General features: G+C 54.6%; 18 protein-coding genes. 8 read left to right on the forward strand and 10 right to left on the reverse strand.

Annotated features, from left to right (window positions below; all coding sequences use genetic code 11):
• Positions 1-78: 78 nt before the first annotated feature.
• On the reverse strand, positions 79-945 hold the full coding sequence (nifH, locus tag K1558_RS14030) for a nitrogenase iron protein (RefSeq protein ID WP_238652208.1): 867 nt from the start codon (positions 943-945) through the stop codon (positions 79-81).
• Positions 920-2317 (reverse strand): nitrogenase cofactor biosynthesis protein NifB, encoded by a 1398-nt coding sequence (gene nifB / locus K1558_RS14035; protein ID WP_238652209.1) that lies wholly within the window; start codon positions 2315-2317, stop codon positions 920-922. The genes nifH and nifB overlap by 26 nt, the downstream gene beginning before the upstream one ends.
• 582 nt (positions 2318-2899) lie before the next feature.
• Here nifB and K1558_RS14040 point away from each other — a divergent pair.
• The gene (locus tag K1558_RS14040) at positions 2900-3727 is read left to right on the forward strand and encodes a TerC family protein (RefSeq protein WP_238652210.1); all 828 of its coding nucleotides are present in this window, start codon (positions 2900-2902) and stop codon (positions 3725-3727) included.
• A gap of 141 nt (positions 3728-3868) precedes the next feature.
• On the opposite strand, the gene K1558_RS14045 is transcribed toward K1558_RS14040, so the two are convergent.
• From K1558_RS14045 to K1558_RS14055, 3 genes are read right to left on the reverse strand one after another with little or no spacing between them, the layout of a single operon-like run.
• A complete protein-coding gene (locus tag K1558_RS14045) occupies positions 3869-4621 on the reverse strand; it encodes an ABC transporter permease (RefSeq protein WP_238652211.1) in 753 nt (250 codons plus the stop codon).
• Positions 4615-5397 (reverse strand): ABC transporter ATP-binding protein, encoded by a 783-nt coding sequence (locus K1558_RS14050; RefSeq protein ID WP_238652212.1) that lies wholly within the window; start codon positions 5395-5397, stop codon positions 4615-4617. Before K1558_RS14050 ends, K1558_RS14045 begins: the two co-directional genes overlap by 7 nt.
• A complete protein-coding gene (locus tag K1558_RS14055) occupies positions 5378-6376 on the reverse strand; it encodes an ABC transporter substrate-binding protein (protein WP_238652213.1) in 999 nt (332 codons plus the stop codon). The genes K1558_RS14050 and K1558_RS14055 overlap by 20 nt, the downstream gene beginning before the upstream one ends.
• Positions 6377-6722: 346 nt before the next feature.
• Here K1558_RS14055 and K1558_RS14060 point away from each other — a divergent pair, with 346 nt between their 5' ends.
• Together K1558_RS14060 and K1558_RS14065 are read left to right on the forward strand one after the other, a co-directional pair.
• Positions 6723-7268, forward strand: a complete 546-nt coding sequence (locus tag K1558_RS14060) for a DUF713 domain-containing protein (RefSeq protein ID WP_238652214.1) — start codon at positions 6723-6725, stop codon at positions 7266-7268.
• 253 nt (positions 7269-7521) lie between these two features.
• Positions 7522-7707 (forward strand): hypothetical protein, encoded by a 186-nt coding sequence (locus K1558_RS14065; protein ID WP_238652215.1) that lies wholly within the window; start codon positions 7522-7524, stop codon positions 7705-7707.
• 111 nt (positions 7708-7818) lie between these two features.
• Here the strand turns inward: K1558_RS14065 and K1558_RS14070 are convergent, their stop codons facing one another.
• The 3 genes from K1558_RS14070 to K1558_RS14080 form a co-directional block, all read right to left on the reverse strand.
• Entirely contained in the window at positions 7819-8667 is an 849-nt protein-coding gene (locus tag K1558_RS14070; protein ID WP_238652216.1) for an alpha/beta hydrolase, read from the reverse strand.
• Between the two features lie 53 nt (positions 8668-8720).
• Positions 8721-9116, reverse strand: coding sequence for a MarR family winged helix-turn-helix transcriptional regulator (locus K1558_RS14075; protein ID WP_238652217.1), 396 nt, complete (start codon positions 9114-9116; stop codon positions 8721-8723).
• Between the two features lie 75 nt (positions 9117-9191).
• Positions 9192-9554 (reverse strand): winged helix-turn-helix transcriptional regulator, encoded by a 363-nt coding sequence (locus tag K1558_RS14080; RefSeq protein ID WP_238652218.1) that lies wholly within the window; start codon positions 9552-9554, stop codon positions 9192-9194.
• Between the two features lie 191 nt (positions 9555-9745).
• On the opposite strand from K1558_RS14080, the gene K1558_RS14085 reads away from it, so the two are divergent.
• A complete protein-coding gene (locus K1558_RS14085; RefSeq protein ID WP_238652219.1) occupies positions 9746-10276 on the forward strand; it encodes an NAD(P)H-dependent oxidoreductase in 531 nt (176 codons plus the stop codon).
• Positions 10277-10576: 300 nt separating this feature from the next.
• Here the strand turns inward: K1558_RS14085 and K1558_RS14090 are convergent, their stop codons facing one another.
• Positions 10577-10801: a helix-turn-helix domain-containing protein gene (locus tag K1558_RS14090; RefSeq protein WP_019908812.1), complete on the reverse strand. Its 225-nt coding sequence runs from the start codon at positions 10799-10801 to the stop codon at positions 10577-10579.
• A 387-nt stretch (positions 10802-11188) separates the two neighbouring features.
• Positions 11189-12529, reverse strand: coding sequence for an MFS transporter (locus K1558_RS14095; protein WP_238652302.1), 1341 nt, complete (start codon positions 12527-12529; stop codon positions 11189-11191).
• A 226-nt stretch (positions 12530-12755) separates the two neighbouring features.
• Between K1558_RS14095 and K1558_RS14100 the strand changes: the two genes are divergently transcribed.
• The 4 genes from K1558_RS14100 (at position 12756) to K1558_RS14115 (ending at position 18392) form a co-directional block, all read left to right on the forward strand.
• The gene (locus K1558_RS14100) at positions 12756-13733 is read left to right on the forward strand and encodes a LacI family DNA-binding transcriptional regulator (protein ID WP_238652220.1); all 978 of its coding nucleotides are present in this window, start codon (positions 12756-12758) and stop codon (positions 13731-13733) included.
• 263 nt (positions 13734-13996) lie between these two features.
• Complete coding sequence (gene efeO / locus K1558_RS14105) at positions 13997-14899, forward strand: iron uptake system protein EfeO (RefSeq protein ID WP_238652221.1); 903 nt, start codon at positions 13997-13999, stop codon at positions 14897-14899.
• 7 nt (positions 14900-14906) lie between these two features.
• The gene (gene efeB / locus K1558_RS14110) at positions 14907-16253 is read left to right on the forward strand and encodes an iron uptake transporter deferrochelatase/peroxidase subunit (RefSeq protein WP_274528568.1); all 1347 of its coding nucleotides are present in this window, start codon (positions 14907-14909) and stop codon (positions 16251-16253) included.
• 336 nt (positions 16254-16589) lie between these two features.
• The gene (locus K1558_RS14115) at positions 16590-18392 is read left to right on the forward strand and encodes an FTR1 family iron permease (protein ID WP_238652222.1); all 1803 of its coding nucleotides are present in this window, start codon (positions 16590-16592) and stop codon (positions 18390-18392) included.
• The last annotated feature ends 219 nt before the right edge of the window (positions 18393-18611 follow it).

Here is an 18611-nt window from a genome sequence, read left to right on the forward strand (position 1 = left end):
TTATCTAATGGCTTACTCCTACAGTTCCAAATTTCCCCTCCGCTCCTTTTCGCTTTTCGTTAAGTTCTTTTGTAAGTCTTATAGTCCCGAAGCCTTCAGCTTCTTGATCGCCGCTTCCTCGTCTTCAATGATGCCGAATTCCATCAGCAGCTCCTCCAGCTCCTCCATCGAGATCGGAGTCGGGATGGTCAGCATTTTGTTATTGAGGATCTTCTCAGCCAGCTGCTCGTATTCTTGAGCCTGCGGGTGCAGCGGATTATACTGGGCCACGGTCATTCTGCGCAGCTCGGCGTGCTGGACCACATTGTCACGGGGCACGAAATGGATCATCTGCGTATTCAGGCGGCGGGCCAATTCGGTGATCAGTTCATCCTCGCGGTCGGTGTTACGGCTGTTGCAGATCAGGCCGCCCAGTCTCACCCCGCCGCTGGTCGCATACTTCAGAATCCCGCGGGCGATATTGTTCGCGGCATACATCGCCATCATCTCGCCGGAGCAGACGATATAGATCTCCTGGGCCTTGCCCTCACGGATTGGCATCGCGAAGCCGCCGCATACTACGTCACCGAGTACATCGTAGGAGACGAAATCGAGATCCTGATAAGCGCCCTCCTGCTCCAGGAAGTTGATGGCGGTAATGATCCCGCGCCCGGCGCAGCCTACACCCGGCTCCGGTCCGCCGCATTCCACATTGATGATATCGCCGAAGCCGGTCTGCAGGACATCATCCAGCTCCAGATCCTCTACGGAGCCGAGCTCAGCGGCCATCTCCAGTACAGAGTTCTGGGCCTTCGTGTTCAGAATCAGGCGGGTGGAGTCTGCCTTGGGGTCACAGCCTACGATCATTACTCTTTGCCCGAATTTGGTAGCCAGCTGGGCCAGGGTATTTTGTGAAGTAGTCGATTTGCCGATACCGCCTTTACCGTAGAACGCGATTTGTCTCATGATTGATCATCCCTTCAGATTGGTTTATATTTTCAAAATAAGAGCTGTACTTGATGCTTTCGAGAATGGCTTCACGGATGCCGCCTTTGCGCACGAGCGGCAGCACCCCCGCCTGGCTCAGGCTGGCCTTCGGCACATCGCCGATGCCGGAGCAGAGCAGAATGCGGCAATCGCTCAGAATGGAGACAATCTCCTGCAGGGTATCGGCTTTATCGCCGTTGCAGTCTGCCTTGCCGTGACAATACGCCTGAATCTTGCGGACACCCAGCAGCTTCACCTCTGTTCCATCTGTATCGTAGACTAAGAATTCAGTCGCATGTCCGAAATGCTGGTTCACTTTATCGCCGCCCCGTGTAGCCACGGCAACCCTGGTCCGGGGCCCGCCTTCGTGTAAGCGTCTGGCCTTTCTGGCCTGAACCCGCTCACGGATGGTGTCGTCCAGCTCACGCTGGAACATCGCCCTCGCTTCCTGATCAACCACCGGTTCGGCTCCCATCGCTTCCAGCGGGAAGTCCTGATTACGGTCCTGCCCCAACAGCCCGATAGCGTCGGCCCGGCATTGCCGGCAGTGGCGCATAACCTTCATGCCGCCGCGGCCAAGCTGCTCCTGCAGGTTAAGCAGTTCCTTGGGGCGGGGCGCCTTACGCCCGTCCGCTTCGTACCGGCTGCCCGGGGCGATGATCAGCGGCGTTACATTGTGCAGCGTCGCCCCCAACTCTTTCACCCGCCTGGACACTTCCGGGAGATGGTGATCGTTAACCCCGGGAATCATAATGGAGTTCACTTTGACCAGCACACCCAGCTTTGCCAGTAGCTCTAGGCCCAGCAACTGCCGGCTGATCAGCAGCTCCGCGGCCTCTCTTCCTTCATAACGGATGCCCTCATCAACGACCCAGGGATAGATCGCCTCGGCAACCGCCGGATCGGTGGCATTGATGGTGATTGTGACGTGGCGGATGCCAAGCTCCATAATCTCCTCTATATGCCGGTATAGCGTGAGACCATTGGTACTCAGGCATAGGGAGACATCCGGCACCTGCTTCCTGACCCGGGCAAAGGTCTCGAACGTCTGCTCCGGATTCGCCAGCGGATCACCCGGTCCGGCCACCCCCACCACAGAGAGCTGCATGAGCTGTGCGGCAACGCCCCGCACCTTGCGTTCTGCCTGCTCCGGTGTCAGCACCTCACTGACCACGCCCGGCCTGCTCTCATTCACACAGTCGAACTTGCGGTTGCAGTAATTGCACTGGATGTTACAGGCGGGAGCAACCGGGATGTGCATCCGGGCATAGAACCTGTGGGCTTCCTCGCTGTAGCACGGGTGGCGGCTAATCTCCTCCTCCGCTTCACTTGATAGACATGACGGCTGCATGTTCCCACCTCCTTTACTATTTTCCTGCTTGATGTGGTTCAGATGTCTCTTGTCTGTTTAATGTTATTTTAGTTAACACTCAGCTGACTTGATTGCTTTGATTAGTTTCATCATATTTTCAAGACTGGGGATCGTCAATCGTCCAGGCGCTGTATTTGCCCTCATTTTCCTTTTGTTTGCAGTTTCGCCATAACACATGTCAACTTATATAACCTATAGTTATCATGTTTCCGTTTTCACTTCCATTCCTTTTGTCTGATATTTGTTTTCACTGGGCATTGACAACGTCTCTTAACTCGGATATGATACTTTTAGCAAAACCGCAAAACTTCAAAATTTCATATAATCCCGTAAAGGGGAGTAGCTGTTAGATAAAATCGTCAATACGAGAATATGAGGATATTCTCCGGTTTTATCGGCAATAACCATTGTTAGCGAGACCTTTACCAACCAGGTTACCTTTATTCCAAAGGCTAATCTGTTTGGTAAAGGTCTTTTTTATATATATTTTTGGTTAAACTAATGGTATCACCGGCAGTTTTTTCAAAAAAAGCAGCTAAACCACTTGAGGAGGAAACAGCAATGGATTGGGGACTATTATTAGAATACGGATGGGTATTACTCGTTCTCGTAGCACTGGAGGGACTGCTTGCCGCGGACAACGCACTGGTACTTGCAATTATGGTAAAGCATCTTCCGGATGAAGAACGCAAAAAGGCCCTGTTTTACGGCTTGGCCGGAGCCTTTGTGTTCCGCTTCGGATCGCTGTTTGTCATCTCCTATCTGGTGGATATCTGGCAGGTACAAGCCATCGGTGCGATCTATCTGTTATTCATTGCGGGGAATCATATTTTCCGGAAGGTATTGTTTAAGAAGCCGGTTACGGAAGAAGCCAATGAAAGCGGCAGCCCTGAGGCCGTCAATAAGAAAAAAGCCAGCTTCTGGTTCACCGTACTTAAGGTTGAAGTCGCTGATATCGCCTTTGCCGTGGACTCCATCCTCGCGGCTGTAGCCCTCGCCGTTGCCCTTCCGCCAAGCGGAATCGGTCACATCGGCGGTCTCGACGGCGGACAGTTCCTCGTCATCTTCGCAGGGGGCTTCATTGGTCTGGTGATTATGCGGTTCGCTGCTTCCTTCTTCGTCAAGCTGCTTCACACCCGTCCGGGCCTGGAGGTTGCTGCCTTCTTCATCGTCGGCTGGGTTGGGATTAAGCTCGCTGTCATCACCCTGGCGCACCCTTCACTGGGCGTATTGTCCGAAGACTTCGCACACAGCACCTGGTGGAAGCTGACCTTCTACGTCGTGCTGATCATCATCGCCGCAACCGGCTGGTTCATGAGCAGTGTCAAGACTGAAGAGAACGCAGGCGAGAATCCGGTACGCGAAGTAGACAAACAGCTCGGTAAATAAGTCTTACCTCTAAAATGAACACACAAAATAACCCCACAAAGTGGAGCATTAGCGTAGGTGAGGACTCAAGTACTTTGCAGGGACCCCAAATTCTATCCAAAAAGCCCGTTCTCCCCATCAGGGAAACGGGCTTCACTTTGTCTATCTCCGCCACTTCATAAACCGGTAATCGAGCAGATCGACCAGCAGGAACAGCACGAATCCGACCAGACTGAACAGCATGATGCCCGCATACATCTCGGGATAGTCCAGCCGCAGCCAGGCATCCATAATGAAGAAGCCCATGCCATGCTCTGTACCATAGATCTCTGTAAAAAAAAGGACCGATATCGCCGTACCCAGCGAAATGCGGATCGTGCTGAGGATCACCGATAAGGCACCCGGCAGGGTGACATTCCAGAACTTCTGCAGGGGGCTGGCGCCAATGCTGGTCAGGACATCATAGGTACTCTCGGGAATGGCCTTCACGCCATCACGTACCGAGATGATGATCTGGAACAGCAGAATCAGCATAATCATCAGCACCTTGGAGGTCTCCCCCAGACCGAAGAACAGCATCACCACCGGCAGGAGCGCAATCTTGGGAATCGGGTAAGTCAGATAGACCACCGGGTCCAGCAGCTTGTTCCAGAGCGGGGAGCGGCCCATCAGCAGACCTATAAGCAGACCGAGGAGCAGCGCCAGCAGCACCCCCTCGAAGATCCGCAGCAGGCTGTAGCCGACATTCACCGCCACCTCGCGGGCTCCAAGCTGGAACATCGCCTCATAGACTGCGCCGGGACTGGGCAGAATGGCATGATTCATGAGCAGATAGGCGACATACCATACCCCGTTCATTCCGGCAAAAACCAGCAGCAGACGCAGCACATACACCATATACCGTGGCTTCACCATTTCTCCATCATGACCTTTCGGATATGCTTGCTCTGCTCGAAGTATTCCTGGCTCTCGCGCTTGTCCTCATGCTTCATCGCGAATACGTCAGCGTTATCCACCAGCTCCGGCGGCTCCTGCTGCCCTGCCGCCAGGACGATAATCTTCTGCCCGAGCAGAATCGCCTCCTCGACGTCATGGGTTACAAACAGCGCGGTCACCGGATGCTCCTGCCAGCTGCGGATGAACATCTGCTGCAGTCCCTCCCGTGTCATGGCGTCCAGCGCCGAGAACGGCTCATCCAGCAGCAGAATCGTGGGCCGGATGGCAAAAGCGCGGGCAATCGCCACCCGCTGCTGCTGCCCTCCGCTGAGAGAGAGCGGGTATCTGCCCGCAAGCTCTGCAATTCCCATTGACGCAAGCCACCGTGTAATTTGCCGCTCCTGCTCCAGCTTGTGCTTGCCGCCCTTTCCGGGGCGGGCAATATTCATAGCGATCCGCAGATTATCCCGAACTGTCTTCCAGGGCAGCAGCCCGTAATTCTGCGGCACCAGCCCGATCAGCGTGTCCTTGTCATGAACCGGCCGGCCGTTGAACAGCAGCTCCCCGCCGTAACCTGGCAGCAGACCTGCGATGGCCCGCAGAAGCGTAGATTTGCCGCTGCCTGAGGGTCCGATGACTGTGTATATCCCATGCTCGGGCAAGTCCAGGTTCATGCCGCCGAGTACAAGCTGCCCATTCTGGTATGCCACTTGCAGGTTATGGATGTGCAGACCGCTAGTTTTTAAACTGGACATCGGAGATCACTTCTTCAGCCGCCAGATCCTTGGTCAGCAGCCCCTTCTCGCGGGCCCAGGCGAAGGCAGCCTCTACTTCCTTCACATCCACCTGGTTCGCCGGGAGGTAATCCGGCACCTTAATATCCTGCTTCAGCGTGTCAGGGTAACCCACTTCCTTGATAATCAGATCGATATAGTCCGATTGGTCATGTGTCTTCATATATTCAACAGCCTCGTCATAAGCGGCATACATATCGCGGATTCCCTGTGCCTTGTCATCAATCGCGCTCTGGGGAAAAGCCAGCACAAACGGATTAATTCCCGCACTATGGGTGGAGCTGAGGACGCGCAGTCCGGCAGATTTGCCCATGGTTACGAACGGCTCCGGCAGCACCGCCGCATCAGCCTTCTGATTCTTGAGCAGCTCCAGACGGGTCGGAATCTGCGGCACCTCGGTCACGGTAATATCGTCTTCCGTCAGGCCTGCCTGCTTCAGCATCATAGCTACGGTATATTGGGTCGAAGTGTTCTTGGACAGAATCACCGTTTTCCCCTTCAGATCCTTCACCTCTTTGACCTCGTCGTTCCCGGTCAGCAGGTCGAATTCGCCTGTAGTGGTGCTGGTGATTTTGACATCAAGGCCTGCTTCATTATAGATCGAAATGGCAACCAGATCCGCGCTGAGGCCATCCACCTTCCCGGCTTGAAAAGCTACATCGCGGTCCTTGGCACTCTTGAAGGTCTGAATATCCAGGTTCACATGATGCTGTTTATCAAAGCCCTGTTCATGGGCAATAATAAAAGGAATCGCATCGATCGAAGGCAGCAGCCCTAGCGATATCGTAACGGCCTCAGCGGGTGTGCCCGCCGCATTCCCGGCCCCTGTGTTCTTGGCATTGTTCCCCTGACTTGCACTGCCGCAGCCGGCAGCAACCATACTGACCGCAGCGGTCAGCAGCAATAGCTTCGTAATATGTTTCCAGTTTCTTGTCTTCATGAATCCTGATTCCCCCATCTCCATATCGGTTACTCTTGTTGCTGTGTCTTACATACATATGCCTCCGGGAGCAGCCCGCACAGAATCATGCGCATTTATTCACATACACCTCTGTGCAGACCCTGCGCTCCGGGAAGTCCAAGTAATGCAATAGTACACCTATTGTCCTATTTTGTATATTTATAAATTGAAATATCAGTCCTCTTATGTCCAATATGTTCATGGAATTCTTTTTACAGCAGCCGCCCAAAATGACGCAAATATGCTATAATGACGTATACCTGCCCTCCAGGTACCCACTATTTATTACAATCCCATACCAAGCCTAATCTAAGGAGTTGTGTGTATGAGCGATGTCATTCTCCAGCAGATTCTAACTGAGCTGCAAGGGATGAAGTCTGAAATCACGGATATCAAATCAGATGTTAGAAGCCTTCAGTCAGAATTCGGCACATTTAAGTCAGAATTCGGTACATTCAAGTCGGAATTCAATACATTCAAGTCGGAATTCAATACATTCAAGTCGGAATTCAATACATTCAAGTCGGAATTCAACACATTAAAGTCAGAATTCAAGACATTCAAGTCAGAATTCAACACATTCAAGTCGGAAGTTGTTGCGGAGCTGGTTACGATCAAGGCCGATATCGTGGGCATCAAAGAAGATATCGTGGGTATCAAAGAAGATGTCGAGAGCATCAAGGAAGATACGAAGCTGATCCCGCTGATTCAGCAGGCAGTGTCCGAAGTCAACGCTGAAGTCGTTGCCGGCCGGGATACGCTGGAGCGGATCGACCGGACCCTTAGAGGACATGATGCCACGCTGGATATACTGGCCCGGCGTTCTATAGATCATGAAGCTGAATTGAAGCGTTTATCTGCTTCAGCATAAGCTTCTGCCACAAGCGACCGCCACCATCCGGCTGTCGCTTTTTTGTTACACATTCATTGTCTCTCCCACAAGGACACCATTCCCTTCATGAAACACAAGTCCAGTTACCATCAACTTCATCCTCTTTTTTTGTCTTTTTCAGGCGGACATTTATTTGATTTTTGGATTTCGTATGTTATAATGAAAGCGTAATCACAAGTGGATAACAGAGAGATCAAATCATTGTATTTCATCGCCAAGGAGGATGAATGAAATGCTGGCAGGAATCAAGGAATTGAAGAATTGGGTAACCGGAATGTGGCAGCCCGGAATGACTTCAGGGGAAGAAGACTACCGGAAGATGGAATACAGCGCACACCGCCATCTGCACACGCCGCCAGCGCCGCGCCCGCTGACTTACGAACAGGAATCCCGCATCAAGAGCGTCAAGTTTCATTAAGCGCACCCGGCTCACATATAGATTAGCTTACATCTCACATAAGAACTTCACATAAAATCAAGGCCGCTGAGAAGCCGGAGCAACCCGGTTCATGCGGCCTTTTATTTATCTTCAACGGGCAGGCTCTATCTTCCGCTTCAGCCACTCCAGCACCGTCTGAACACCCTCCAGATACCGCTGCCCTACGAGCAGACCGGTATGGGTGATGTTCCACAAGCCAGAATACTCTGCGCGGAAATAGTCTGCATTCGCTTGCCCCCGGCGGTCTTCCTCCTCCGTGTTCACTGCATGAATCACCAGACAAGGGCAATGGACTGCACGGCTGTCCACCGGTATGCCTGTTGCACCGTAGAAGAAGGAGAAGGCGCTGAACGCCCTGGCCGACTCCATCGTCAGATATTTCTGCTGAAAGGCGATGTCCTCTGCCGATTCATCTATGCTTGCCGCTTCCTCACGAACCGGCGCAGGCACTACGTTCCCCGGTATGGACGGAACGAGATCGCTGTATGGCACAAGGTCATGGACCTCGCGGCATACACTGGAATCCATTAAAACAAGTCCTGCGAGCACTTCACTCTCAGCCAGCTTCTGGCTCAGAATCCCGCCCATGCTGAAGCCGATGACAATCGGGGCCTCCCCGCGCTCAGCAATCACTTCATACAGGACTTCCCGTATATCCTCCAGATAGTCCTCGAAGGTAAGCCGAGTCATGTCCAGCACCCTGCTGCGGTAATGGCCTCTCAGATTCATGACATAGCAGGTCCAGCCTTCGCGGATGAAATGCGGAATGTATTTACTCCACATCCAGCTTCCCGTATAAGCACCGTGTACCAGCAGCAGCGGAGGCTTCTGTCCCGTTCCCCGTGCCTGCTCCTCCCCCTCAAAGATCTCCAGGTATAGGTCGTGCTCACCGAGGTACCTCTCTGTATGCGGCGGCAGCTCCTTGGTATAATCTCTCATTGATAACCTGCTCCTTCTACATAGTTTGATATCAAACTATCATCCAAAAATTTTTATAAGTTGGCGTTGATCTTCTGCAAAATAGCAAGCAGTGTCTGCTTCTCCTCCTCCGAAATATTACGGTAGAACTGATCCAGCATGGCGGAGGATATCGCTTCAAATACCGTCTCCAGCTCCTGCCCCCGGGCGGTCAGAGCAACATATACGTACCGGGTGTCCTCCTGATTCCTTACCTTTGTCACCAGCCCCAGCCGGACCAGCTTGTCTACAAGCGCTGTAACGGTCGATTTGTCCTTATGAATCCGGGTTGAGATCTCTGCCATTGTCAGCCTCTCTGTATGAAGCAGCGCATAGATAATATCCCCATGCGAAGTGCCGATACCCTCCAGTCCCTGCTTCGCCATCTCCTGCACCAGGAACCGGTTAACCTTCTCTCTGATTCTGGACATTAGTGAAATTACATCTCTGGTTTCCATAAACGCATTATAGTTTGATATAAAACTATTGTCAATGCCGCAGGACATTCACTCCTGACTGGAGTCATTCTCCAGCAGGATGATCTCCTCGCCCCGCTGCTGCCGGATGGCAATATTGGTTCTGCCCCAGGAGCACATCAGGTCAATAATGGCATTGGCAGTAATTCCGTACTCTGTAATATAGTACTCGACCTTGGGCGGCATTTGCTGGTACACCTGTCTGCCGATGATGCCGTCGCGCTCAAGCTCGCGGAGCTGCTGGATCAGCACCTTTTGCGAGATTCCCCGAATGCTGCGCTGAAGCTCGCTGGTTCTTTGCGGCCCGGGCATCAGTCTGCAGATGATCAGTGACTTCCACTTGCCCCCGATAATGTCCAGTGTAGCTTCAATCCCCAAATGATATTCCTTCACACCGCACCTCCAGACCAGCTATAACCATGCAGCCTATCTAATGATTTCTATTTTGCCATATCCGGCTCCCGATTCCAATGCACACCTGGAGGTAACTAGGTTACTTCATTGTGTGTATTTACATTTTCAGGAATTTACAAAATAATAGAACCAGCCGCATCGGCCAAATCTCTACCGGAAGGTGATTCCTAATGACAACCCTTGTAATCCTTGCCCATCCCAATGTAGAAGCTTCCCGGGTAAACCGGAGATGGAGACAGGAGCTGCTGCTGCACCCGGACAAAGTGACGATCCATGAGTTATATAAAAAGTATCCGGACTGGAAAATCGACGTGACGAGCGAGCAGCAATTGCTGGAGGCGCATCAGCATATTATTTTCCAGTTCCCGCTGTACTGGTACAGCTATCCTCCGCTGCTAAAAAAATGGCTCGACGATGTCTTCACCCACGGCTGGGCCTACGGTTCTAATGGTAACAAGCTGAATGGGAAAAGAATGGGGCTGGCGATGTCGATCGGGGATAAACAAGAAAATTATCTGCCTACCGGCTCTGTTTCTTTTACAGTGGATGAAGTGATCGCCCCGTTCAAGGCCAGCGCAATCCATGTCGGTGCAACGACGCTGCCTTACTTCGCAGTCTTCGGGGCCTCCTTCCAGGCGAGTGACGAAGCCATCGACCAGAGTGCCGCCGATTATATCCGGTATATTGTGCAGCATCAATAAGCCCCCGCCTGGGGGCTATTCCCGTTTCTTCCCCACCGCTTGCCCCTAAGTCAGGAATAGGGCGCTGATTGGGACAATCATGGGAACGGGTATTGGATAGGAAGATCAGCTAATCGTTGAAGTGGGAGGAATGAAGTTCCATGTTCTCAAGATCAAGAATAAATCCGTACTTTCTTAAAATATCCAATCCCAGTAAACCTTTATGAGATTTGCCGATGAAATGGACAGAGACAACAAAAACCTCCCTCCGCCGCGAAAGGCAAAGGAAGGCTGAAACGCATCACCTCAGAAGCCCGGCAGCTAGATCTTCAGCTCCCCAAGCTTAATCAGCTCGACTACCGCTTGTGAACGGCCTTTTACGTTTAATTTCTGCATTACGTTGGAGATGTGGTTGCGGACGGTTTTTTCGCTGATGAACAGAAGTCCTGCAATATCCCGTGTAGTTTTGTCCTGCACAAGAAGCTCGAATACTTCGCGTTCACGATGCGTCAACAAAAATTTGCTATGATGTTCGTTCCCCTTCAATGGTGTCACCCCTCCTTGCCCTGGGTTTGTTTGGTATAACAAGGTAAAGGGATACAGTCAAACCATACTATGTGGTGGGGCAGTTAATGGTGCTGTCACAGCATTAAAATGGGCGGGGGCAGCGGCGGATTCGGGACAATCCCGGGGAATCAGGGTCAGGGCACAGCAAAAAGACTGCATTCCCTTAGCATTAAGGGTTGCAGCCGGCGGAAGGTACAAGCCACAAGCTTTACCGGTCCGTCACGCCCTTGCGGTCACGCCGGTTTCTCCGGTAGAGCTGCTGTTGCACCCCCAGTGTATTGTATGAAATGGATTCCATAGCAAGCTTTTTTATATGCCGCAATAGATGGCGCAACAGTCTGCCGTAACGGCCGATATTAATATGATTTATGACTGGATTTCAGAACGAGAAGCTGAATTTTTCCTCCATGACCAGGCAACTACCGGAATAAGCAGCAAGGACATCAAACCTCCGGCAAGTGAAAGCATGGAATAGCCGGCACCAGCCATAACCACGCCAGACATAGCGCCGCCGGATGCGCCAGCTAGCGCAATCAGCACATCGACCGTACCTTGCGTCTTCGCACGAACCTTCGGCATTGTGGAGTCGATAATGGCTGCCGTTCCGCTAATCAGGCCAAAGTTCCAGCCTAAGCCAAGAAGCGCCAACGCTACAATAAGCAAGCCCATGGATTCGCCTGGTGCAAAAGCCGCAGTTAAACCCGCCAGCAGCAATGTTACGCCTGATGCATAGGACATAAAGGAGCGCCCAAGCTTATCCACCAGCACGCCAGTCAGCAGGGAAGGCAAATACATGCATGCAACATGGATGCCGATCACCAGACCTGCATCACCAAGACCATGGCCATGCTGCTTCATATGAACGGGCGTCATGACCATAATGCCTACCATTACGATTTGGGTAAGCACCATAACCGTTGCTCCGACAATAAGTCCTGTCCGGTTATGGGTGCTCCGCGGACGGCCTGCGTCCCCCTTCGCCTGGAGGTTTATTCCGCCTTTCACCTGCGTGCCTGTATTCAGGCTCTCCCCTTCGGCTATTGCCTTGGCAACGATAAACGGATCAGGGTGAAGAAACAGCAGCAGCACCAGGCCCGCTATCAAATAAGCAGCTGCCGCCAGAATAAACGGCCCCGATAAGGCAGGAAGACCGATGGAGGCTGCCATACGGCCAGTCGGTTCTACCAGATTGGGACCTGCCACCGCACCAATCGTCGTAAACACCAGCGCTGTACTGATTGCTTGGGCCCGCTGATCCGGCTGCGCCAGGTCCGTACCGGCGTAACGGGCTTGCAGGTTGGTTGCCGTGCCTGCTCCATAAATCAACAGGGACACAAACAGCAGCGCTATTTGATCCCAAAGCGCGGCAAACACAACGCCAACCGCTCCGGCTCCGCCCGCTATGAAACCGGCTGCCAGCCCGACTCTCCGTCCAAATCGCTGTGACAAGCTTCCTACAACAAGCGCTGCCGCCGCGGAGCCCAGCGTAAACAAAGCTGCGGGAAGACCGGAAAGGCTGTCGCTGCCCAGCATGTCCTGCGCAAGCAGCGCTCCGACGGTAAGCCCGGCAGCTAGCCCCGCCCCTCCGAATATTTGTGAGATAACAACAAGCCATAACGTTTTTTTATACAGCTTCCTCTGTTTTTCCGGCGATTTTACGTAAGCATTGACTCTGTCAGAACCGATTATTTGCCGTCCCGGCGCCATTGATGTCTGATTATTCATATGAATCCTCCTTCTCGGCACCTCCGCCGCTATCCAGATCATCTCCAAACCAATATCCGAATTATAGCGGTATTCGTCCTTCCTCTTCCATCCCTTAAAGTTGGGATATTCCAATTCTTTGATTGATATGAAGTTCTCTGTATCCCTTTTTGCACATTTATAGTTAGAATAATGTCATACGATTCTCACACAGGAGGCGCAGACGAACGTGGCTAATATTAAAGAAATTGCCCGGATAGCCGGAGTATCCGTAACCACTGTCTCGCGGGTGCTGAACAACCATCCTTATGTCAGCAAGGACAAAAGAGCCGCCGTGCTGAATACAATCGAGCAGCTCGACTATACCCGCAATATGAACGCCGTTCATCTGATTACCGGGCGTACCGGTGCGGTGGCGGTGATTCTTCCCTATATCAGTGCCTTTTATTTCTCCATTATGATGAACGGAATCGCCCATGAGGCACTGCTCTCACAATACCGGCTGATTGTGTGCCAGAGCAATTATCTGGAGGAAGAAGAAGTGAAGGTGCTGGAGATGCTGCGCCATAAAGAAATTGACGGTGTCATTATTGTATCGACTGCGCTGAAGCCGGAGATCATCGAGGAGTATACGGCCTACGGTCCGGTCGTCACCTGCCAGGACAGCGGAGAGCGGCGCTATTCTTCTGTCTATATTGAGCATTATGCGGCGTTCAGGCAGGGGCTGGAATACTTGACCGGCAAGGGTTACCGCTCCATCGGTTATTGCGAGGGCCGGCGTAACGGCAGCAGTGCGGTGATCCGGCAGGCGGCTTACCGCGAATTCATTACCGGGCAGCAGCTTGCTTTTGAAGAGGAATGGATGATCTATGATTGTACTACGGAGGAAGAAGGCGCCGCCGCGGCCAGGTCCCTGCTGAAGATGGCAGAGCGGCCGGAGGCCATGATTATCACTGGAGATCATGTAGCCGCCGGGCTGATCATAGAGGCGCGCAGAGCGGGTCTCAGCATCCCTGGTGACCTTGCGGTACTGAGCTTCGACAACCAGCCGATCGGCCGGCTGCTTGAGATCACCACCATCGACAACCACCTGTATGAGATGGGAGCCGCCGCCTTCCGCATCATCCATGAACAGATCCATTCGGGCAGCCCCCGGCCGGTATACCGTAAGCTGGACTACCGGATTATTGAGCGGTCTACGGTTTAGAATAAGCTGGAGAGCCCGCCAATTATAGAATCAGAAGCTTCAAAATATATATTCAGCGTCCTCTGCGGGGGACGTTTTTTGTGCGTTTCAAGTGAGTTTAATGTGAGTTTTCTGTGCGATTTCTGTAAGTATGACAATTATCACATTTTTGTTGACAGGCGGATTACGGAGATTTATGATAAGTCCATCATTGATAATCATTATCATTTACATATGTTAAAGTCACACATTCTTATCATTTACCTTAAGGGGTGTTCAGCCAAATGAAGATCAGTTATGCAGTGCCTGCCGGTTTACTCGCAGCGTCCCTTCTGTTCGCCGGATGTGCGGGTAAGGACAACAGTAACAACAATGGGGATAACAATAATTCCGGGAATAATGCTGCAGCCCAGGCAAGCAGCGGGACAGCCAATGTTGTGAAGGCCGGGGACGAGACTAGCGCAGACTTCACCACTGCCATTAATGAATACCGCAAATATGTCATTGAAGAATGCGATGAGTTCGTCAAGCAGACCGAAGGCTTCACGGATGCCGTCAAGGCGGGCAAGCTGGAAGCGGCCAAGGCGCTGTATGCTCCGGCGCGGATGCATTATGAGCGGATCGAGCCGATCGCCGAAGCGCTCGGTGACCTGGACCCGAACATCGATGCCCGTGAGAATGATGTAGATGCTGCGCAGTGGCGCGGTTTCCATAAGCTCGAGCTGGCGTTGTGGCAGAACAACACTACAGAGGGCATGACAGATGTCGCCGACCGTCTGCTGAAGGATGCGCAATTGCTGCGCGCCAAGGTGGAGACTGCAGGGATTGACGCCAACCTGCTCGTTACCGGAGCTGTGGAGCTGCTGAATGAAGTCTCGTCCTCCAAAGTAACTGGGGAAGAGGAGCGTTATTCGCATACGGATTTGTATGATTTTGTGGCGAATGTGGAGGGAGCCCAGAAGATCTATGAGCTGTTGAAGCCGGAGCTGTCCAAAAAAGACCCGGATCTCGCGCAAACGATCGGTGACCGGTTCACAGCCCTGCTGAATGAGCTGGCTCCGTTCAAGTCCGGGGATGGCTACGTGTCTTACGAGACCCTGAAGGAAGATGAAATCCGCAAGCTAAGCCAGAATCTCGATGCCTTGGCCGAGCCGCTATCCAACATGGGAACGATTCTGGGAGTGTGACCCCGAGATGACTAAGAAGGACAAGATTACCTTAAGCCATGCAGACGCAGAGGGCAGCCCTCCTGCCGGGGACAACAGTCTGCTCCGTCAAAAAATCAGCCGCCGCGATATGCTGCGGCTTACCGGAGCCTCAGGCCTCGGCCTCCTGCTCGGTGGAGGCGGTGTGGGCAGCATCATGGCTGCACGTCAGGCGGCAGGACGGGCAGTCCCGGCCGCCGCAGCCTCCGGGCTGAGTGCAGGAGCAGCAGACACGATTCCCTTCTACGGTAAGCATCAGGCGGGGATTATTACGCCTGCACAGAACTTCCTCTGCTTCGCCTCCTTCGATCTGACCACTTCGAGGCTCAGCGATGTACAGAAGCTTTTGCAAGCCTGGACTACAGCCGCTGCCGCGCTGACTTCCGGTACGCTGATCGGCAGCGCTAACGACAACCCCAACCTTCCGCCGGCAGATACTGGCGAGGCCGATGGCCTAACGCCCTCCAAATGTACACTTACATTCGGGGTGGGGCCGGCTCTGTTTGACGGGCGGTTCGGACTGGCGGGGAAGCGGCCCGGCTCCTTCACTGAGCTTCCGGCCTTCCCGGGAGACAGTCTCGAATCCCGGTGGAGCGGCGGCGATCTCTGTGTCCAGGCCTGTGCAGACGATATGCAGGTGGCGTTCCATGCTATCCGCAATTTAGCCCGCCTCGCCCGGGGAACCGCGGTGCTGCGCTGGACGCAGGAAGGCTTCCAGCGCAGCGGCAGCGCCGATCCGTCAGGCGGCACCCCGCGTAATCTGCTGGGCTTCAAGGACGGCACGGGGAACCCGGATGTTACCGATGACGCCAAGATGCGCAGCATCGTCTGGAGCGGCGGCACGGACGGTCCCGCCTGGATGAACGGCGGCTCCTATCTGGCGCTGCGCCGGGTGCGCTTCCGTATCGAGGTCTGGGACCGCTCCTCCCTGAGCGACCAGGAGGCCACCTTCGGCCGCCACCGGCAGAGCGGGGCCCCGCTAGGAGCACGGGACGAATTCGCGAAGCTTGATCTTACGGCCACCGATGCCGGCGGCAAGCCGGTCATCCCGCCGGATTCGCATTCGGCGCTCGCCCACGGGGATGGCTCGATCCAGATGCTGCGCCGCTCTTACTCCTATTCCAGCGGCATGGACCTCAAGACCGGACAGCTTGATGCCGGGCTGGTCTTTATCAGCTTCCAGAAGGATCTGAAGCAATTCGTAACTATCCAGCAGCGCCTCGCCGCAAACGACCGGCTGAATGAATATATGGCGCATACGGGCAGCGCTGTTTTTGCCTGCTTCCCCGGCGTACGGGAAGGCGGCACCATCGGGGAGCAGCTGCTTGAGGGATGAAACGCCTAGGCTGTGTCGGGTGGCGCTGAGGAAGCAGGAGCCAAGGGATTCTGGGGACGGAAGGGTAACGGCGATTCGGGCACCGGAGAGGACGGACAGGTAGCTGATCGTTGCGGACTGAGAGGCGCTTATTTTCTCTTTTCAAGCATATTTAGCTACTCCAACGGACTCCACGGCGCTTATTTCCGTTACGGCGGGCGGTTTCCTCCCAATTATTTGTACATAAGCTCCACTGAGTCCGTTCAACTTGCAGAAACGTTAATATTGCTAAAATAAGCGCAGCTGAGTCCGTTGCAAGCGCCCCCCTACTCGCTAAACTTGAAGGGAATGATCCCGATGAAACTCACGGTTAAAAAGAATCCATGGCGGCAGTTCCGGACAGCGGTGCTGCTGTTCTGCCTGCTGCTGTCCGGCGCGCCGTCTTCGGCTTCAGGCGCGCCGGCGGATGAGCTGCTGCCGCCCGTAGGCAGCGCGCTGGTCGAGGCCGGCCAGAGCCGCTGGGAAGCGGCGGCGGCCGATGTCGACGCGTTCGCGGCGCTATGGCGCAGCGCGAACGAAGGCACGCCGGACCCGGCACTCGCCGGTCCGGCGGCCGAGGTGGACGCCGCGCTCGCCGCCGCGGCGGAGGCTCTGGCGGGCGGCGGCGGAGCGCCCGCCAGGACGGCCCTGTCCACGCTCGCCCGCAGCGTGGACGCCTATGTCACCGCCGCCGCAGGCGAAGGCGGCGGTGACACCAGCGCCGCCGGACGCGCAGCGGCGGCGAAGCTGCTGCCCGCGGCGGAGCGCACGCGGGAAGCGGCGCGCAGCGCCGACTGGACGGCGGCGGCGGAAGCCTACCGCGCCGTCGTGAGCGGCTGGACGCCGGCGGAGCGCGGCATCCGGGCCGACAATCCCGACGTCTACAGCCTGCTGGAGACGAAGATGAGCCTGCTGCGCATCGCGCTGCAGGCAGAGCCTCCCCGCGGGGAGGCCGCGCGGGCCGAAGCGGAAGCACTGGTCACGCTGCTGACCGATTACAGCGAGGGCAAGGCTGTCAACGCCGGGGGCTCCCCGGCTGAACCAGCTTCAATTGAAGGCTTGCTCCGCTACCTGAATCAAGCCTCAGCGGCAGCGAAGGCTGGAGACAGCGCTGGAGCCGCAGCCGTGATGGAAGCATTCATCACAGCCTGGCCTTCAGCAGAAGGTCAGGTTCAGCTGGCCTCGCCCAAGGTCTATGCCAGCATCGAGAATGAGAGCACCGCTGTGACAGGGGATCTGCTCTCCAATCCCCCGAAGCTGAATCAGGCGCTGGCGCTGCTGGACAAGATGTCCGCCGAGCTGGCCCCGCTGGCCGGGGAGCAGACCTACACCGCCTGGGATGCAGCATTGATTCTCCTGCGCGAAGGACTGGAGGCAATCCTGGTGCTCGCTGCACTCCTGGCTTATCTGCGCCGGGAGGCACAGCCGGCCGCCCGGCGGTGGGTCTGGTCGGGTGCCGCAGCAGGACTTGCCGGAAGCATCGGGCTTGCGGTTTTGTTAACGTACTCTCTCTCGAAGGCTGCCTCCGGCGGGGCGCGCGAGCTGATTGAAGGGATTACCGGCCTGGTAGCTGTAGCCATGATGCTTACCGTCGGCCGCTGGCTGCACGGCAAGTCCAGTACTGCGGCCTGGAACAAGTATGTGGACCGCCGGATGCAGGGTGCACTCGCCAGAGGCAATTTATGGACTCTATTCTTCATCGCTGCACTGGCTATCTTGCGCGAAGGCGCAGAGACGACCATTTTCTATGCCGGCATGGCCTCGGCCATTAAGCCCTCCCAGCTGCTGCTCGGGATCGGGTCAGCACTTGCCGTTCTGGTTGTACTGGGCTATGCCATCATTGCACTCAGTGTAAGGCTGCCGATTGCCGCCTTCTTCCGTGCCGGAGCGCTGCTGATCTACTATCTGGTGTTCCGCTTCCTGGGCGAGAGCATCCATGCACTGCAAATCGCCGGCCAGCTTCCGGCCCATACCGGAACCGGCCTGCCTTCTATCGGGTGGCTTGGTCTGTACCCAACCTGGGAGACCGCGATACCGCAGCTGCTTATACTCCTCTTCATCCTCTGGGAGCTGCTGCGCGGCCGGATGACCGGCGGCAGAAGCGCCGGACAGACTGAATAAAAAGCAGCAACCTGCACGGCCGATCAAAGGCCCAGGTTGCTGCTTTATTTCTGTTTAGGCGATTATAATTTTCGCTTTTGTTGTAAGTGTACCATTATGCCCGCACAGTGCATCTGTTCCCCGGCAATATGCCACCCGGGCCCTTAATCCAGCCCAAAACAAAAATCCCTATTGCAACCGGTACGGATTTGATTTATCCTGATGATGAATGAAAATAAT

The organism is Paenibacillus piscarius (assembly GCF_022234545.1).
Lineage (GTDB): Bacteria > Bacillota > Bacilli > Paenibacillales > Paenibacillaceae > Paenibacillus_AQ > Paenibacillus_AQ piscarius.

What these genes read in the sequence shown, in the direction of transcription:
- nifH (WP_238652208.1), bottom strand. Translation starts at nt 945, where the DNA reads ATGAGACAAATCGCGTTCTACGGTAAAGGCGGTATCGGCAAATCGACT.
- nifB (WP_238652209.1), bottom strand. Translation starts at nt 2,317, where the DNA reads ATGCAGCCGTCATGTCTATCAAGTGAAGCGGAGGAGGAGATTAGCCGC.
- K1558_RS14040 (WP_238652210.1), top strand. Translation starts at nt 2,900, where the DNA reads ATGGATTGGGGACTATTATTAGAATACGGATGGGTATTACTCGTTCTC.
- K1558_RS14045 (WP_238652211.1), bottom strand. Translation starts at nt 4,621, where the DNA reads ATGGTGAAGCCACGGTATATGGTGTATGTGCTGCGTCTGCTGCTGGTT.
- K1558_RS14050 (WP_238652212.1), bottom strand. Translation starts at nt 5,397, where the DNA reads ATGTCCAGTTTAAAAACTAGCGGTCTGCACATCCATAACCTGCAAGTG.
- K1558_RS14055 (WP_238652213.1), bottom strand. Translation starts at nt 6,376, where the DNA reads ATGAAGACAAGAAACTGGAAACATATTACGAAGCTATTGCTGCTGACC.
- K1558_RS14060 (WP_238652214.1), top strand. Translation starts at nt 6,723, where the DNA reads ATGAGCGATGTCATTCTCCAGCAGATTCTAACTGAGCTGCAAGGGATG.
- K1558_RS14065 (WP_238652215.1), top strand. Translation starts at nt 7,522, where the DNA reads ATGCTGGCAGGAATCAAGGAATTGAAGAATTGGGTAACCGGAATGTGG.
- K1558_RS14070 (WP_238652216.1), bottom strand. Translation starts at nt 8,667, where the DNA reads ATGAGAGATTATACCAAGGAGCTGCCGCCGCATACAGAGAGGTACCTC.
- K1558_RS14075 (WP_238652217.1), bottom strand. Translation starts at nt 9,116, where the DNA reads ATGTCCAGAATCAGAGAGAAGGTTAACCGGTTCCTGGTGCAGGAGATG.
- K1558_RS14085 (WP_238652219.1), top strand. Translation starts at nt 9,746, where the DNA reads ATGACAACCCTTGTAATCCTTGCCCATCCCAATGTAGAAGCTTCCCGG.
- K1558_RS14095 (WP_238652302.1), bottom strand. Translation starts at nt 12,529, where the DNA reads ATGGCGCCGGGACGGCAAATAATCGGTTCTGACAGAGTCAATGCTTAC.
- efeO (WP_238652221.1), top strand. Translation starts at nt 13,997, where the DNA reads ATGAAGATCAGTTATGCAGTGCCTGCCGGTTTACTCGCAGCGTCCCTT.
- efeB (WP_274528568.1), top strand. Translation starts at nt 14,907, where the DNA reads ATGACTAAGAAGGACAAGATTACCTTAAGCCATGCAGACGCAGAGGGC.
- K1558_RS14115 (WP_238652222.1), top strand. Translation starts at nt 16,590, where the DNA reads ATGAAACTCACGGTTAAAAAGAATCCATGGCGGCAGTTCCGGACAGCG.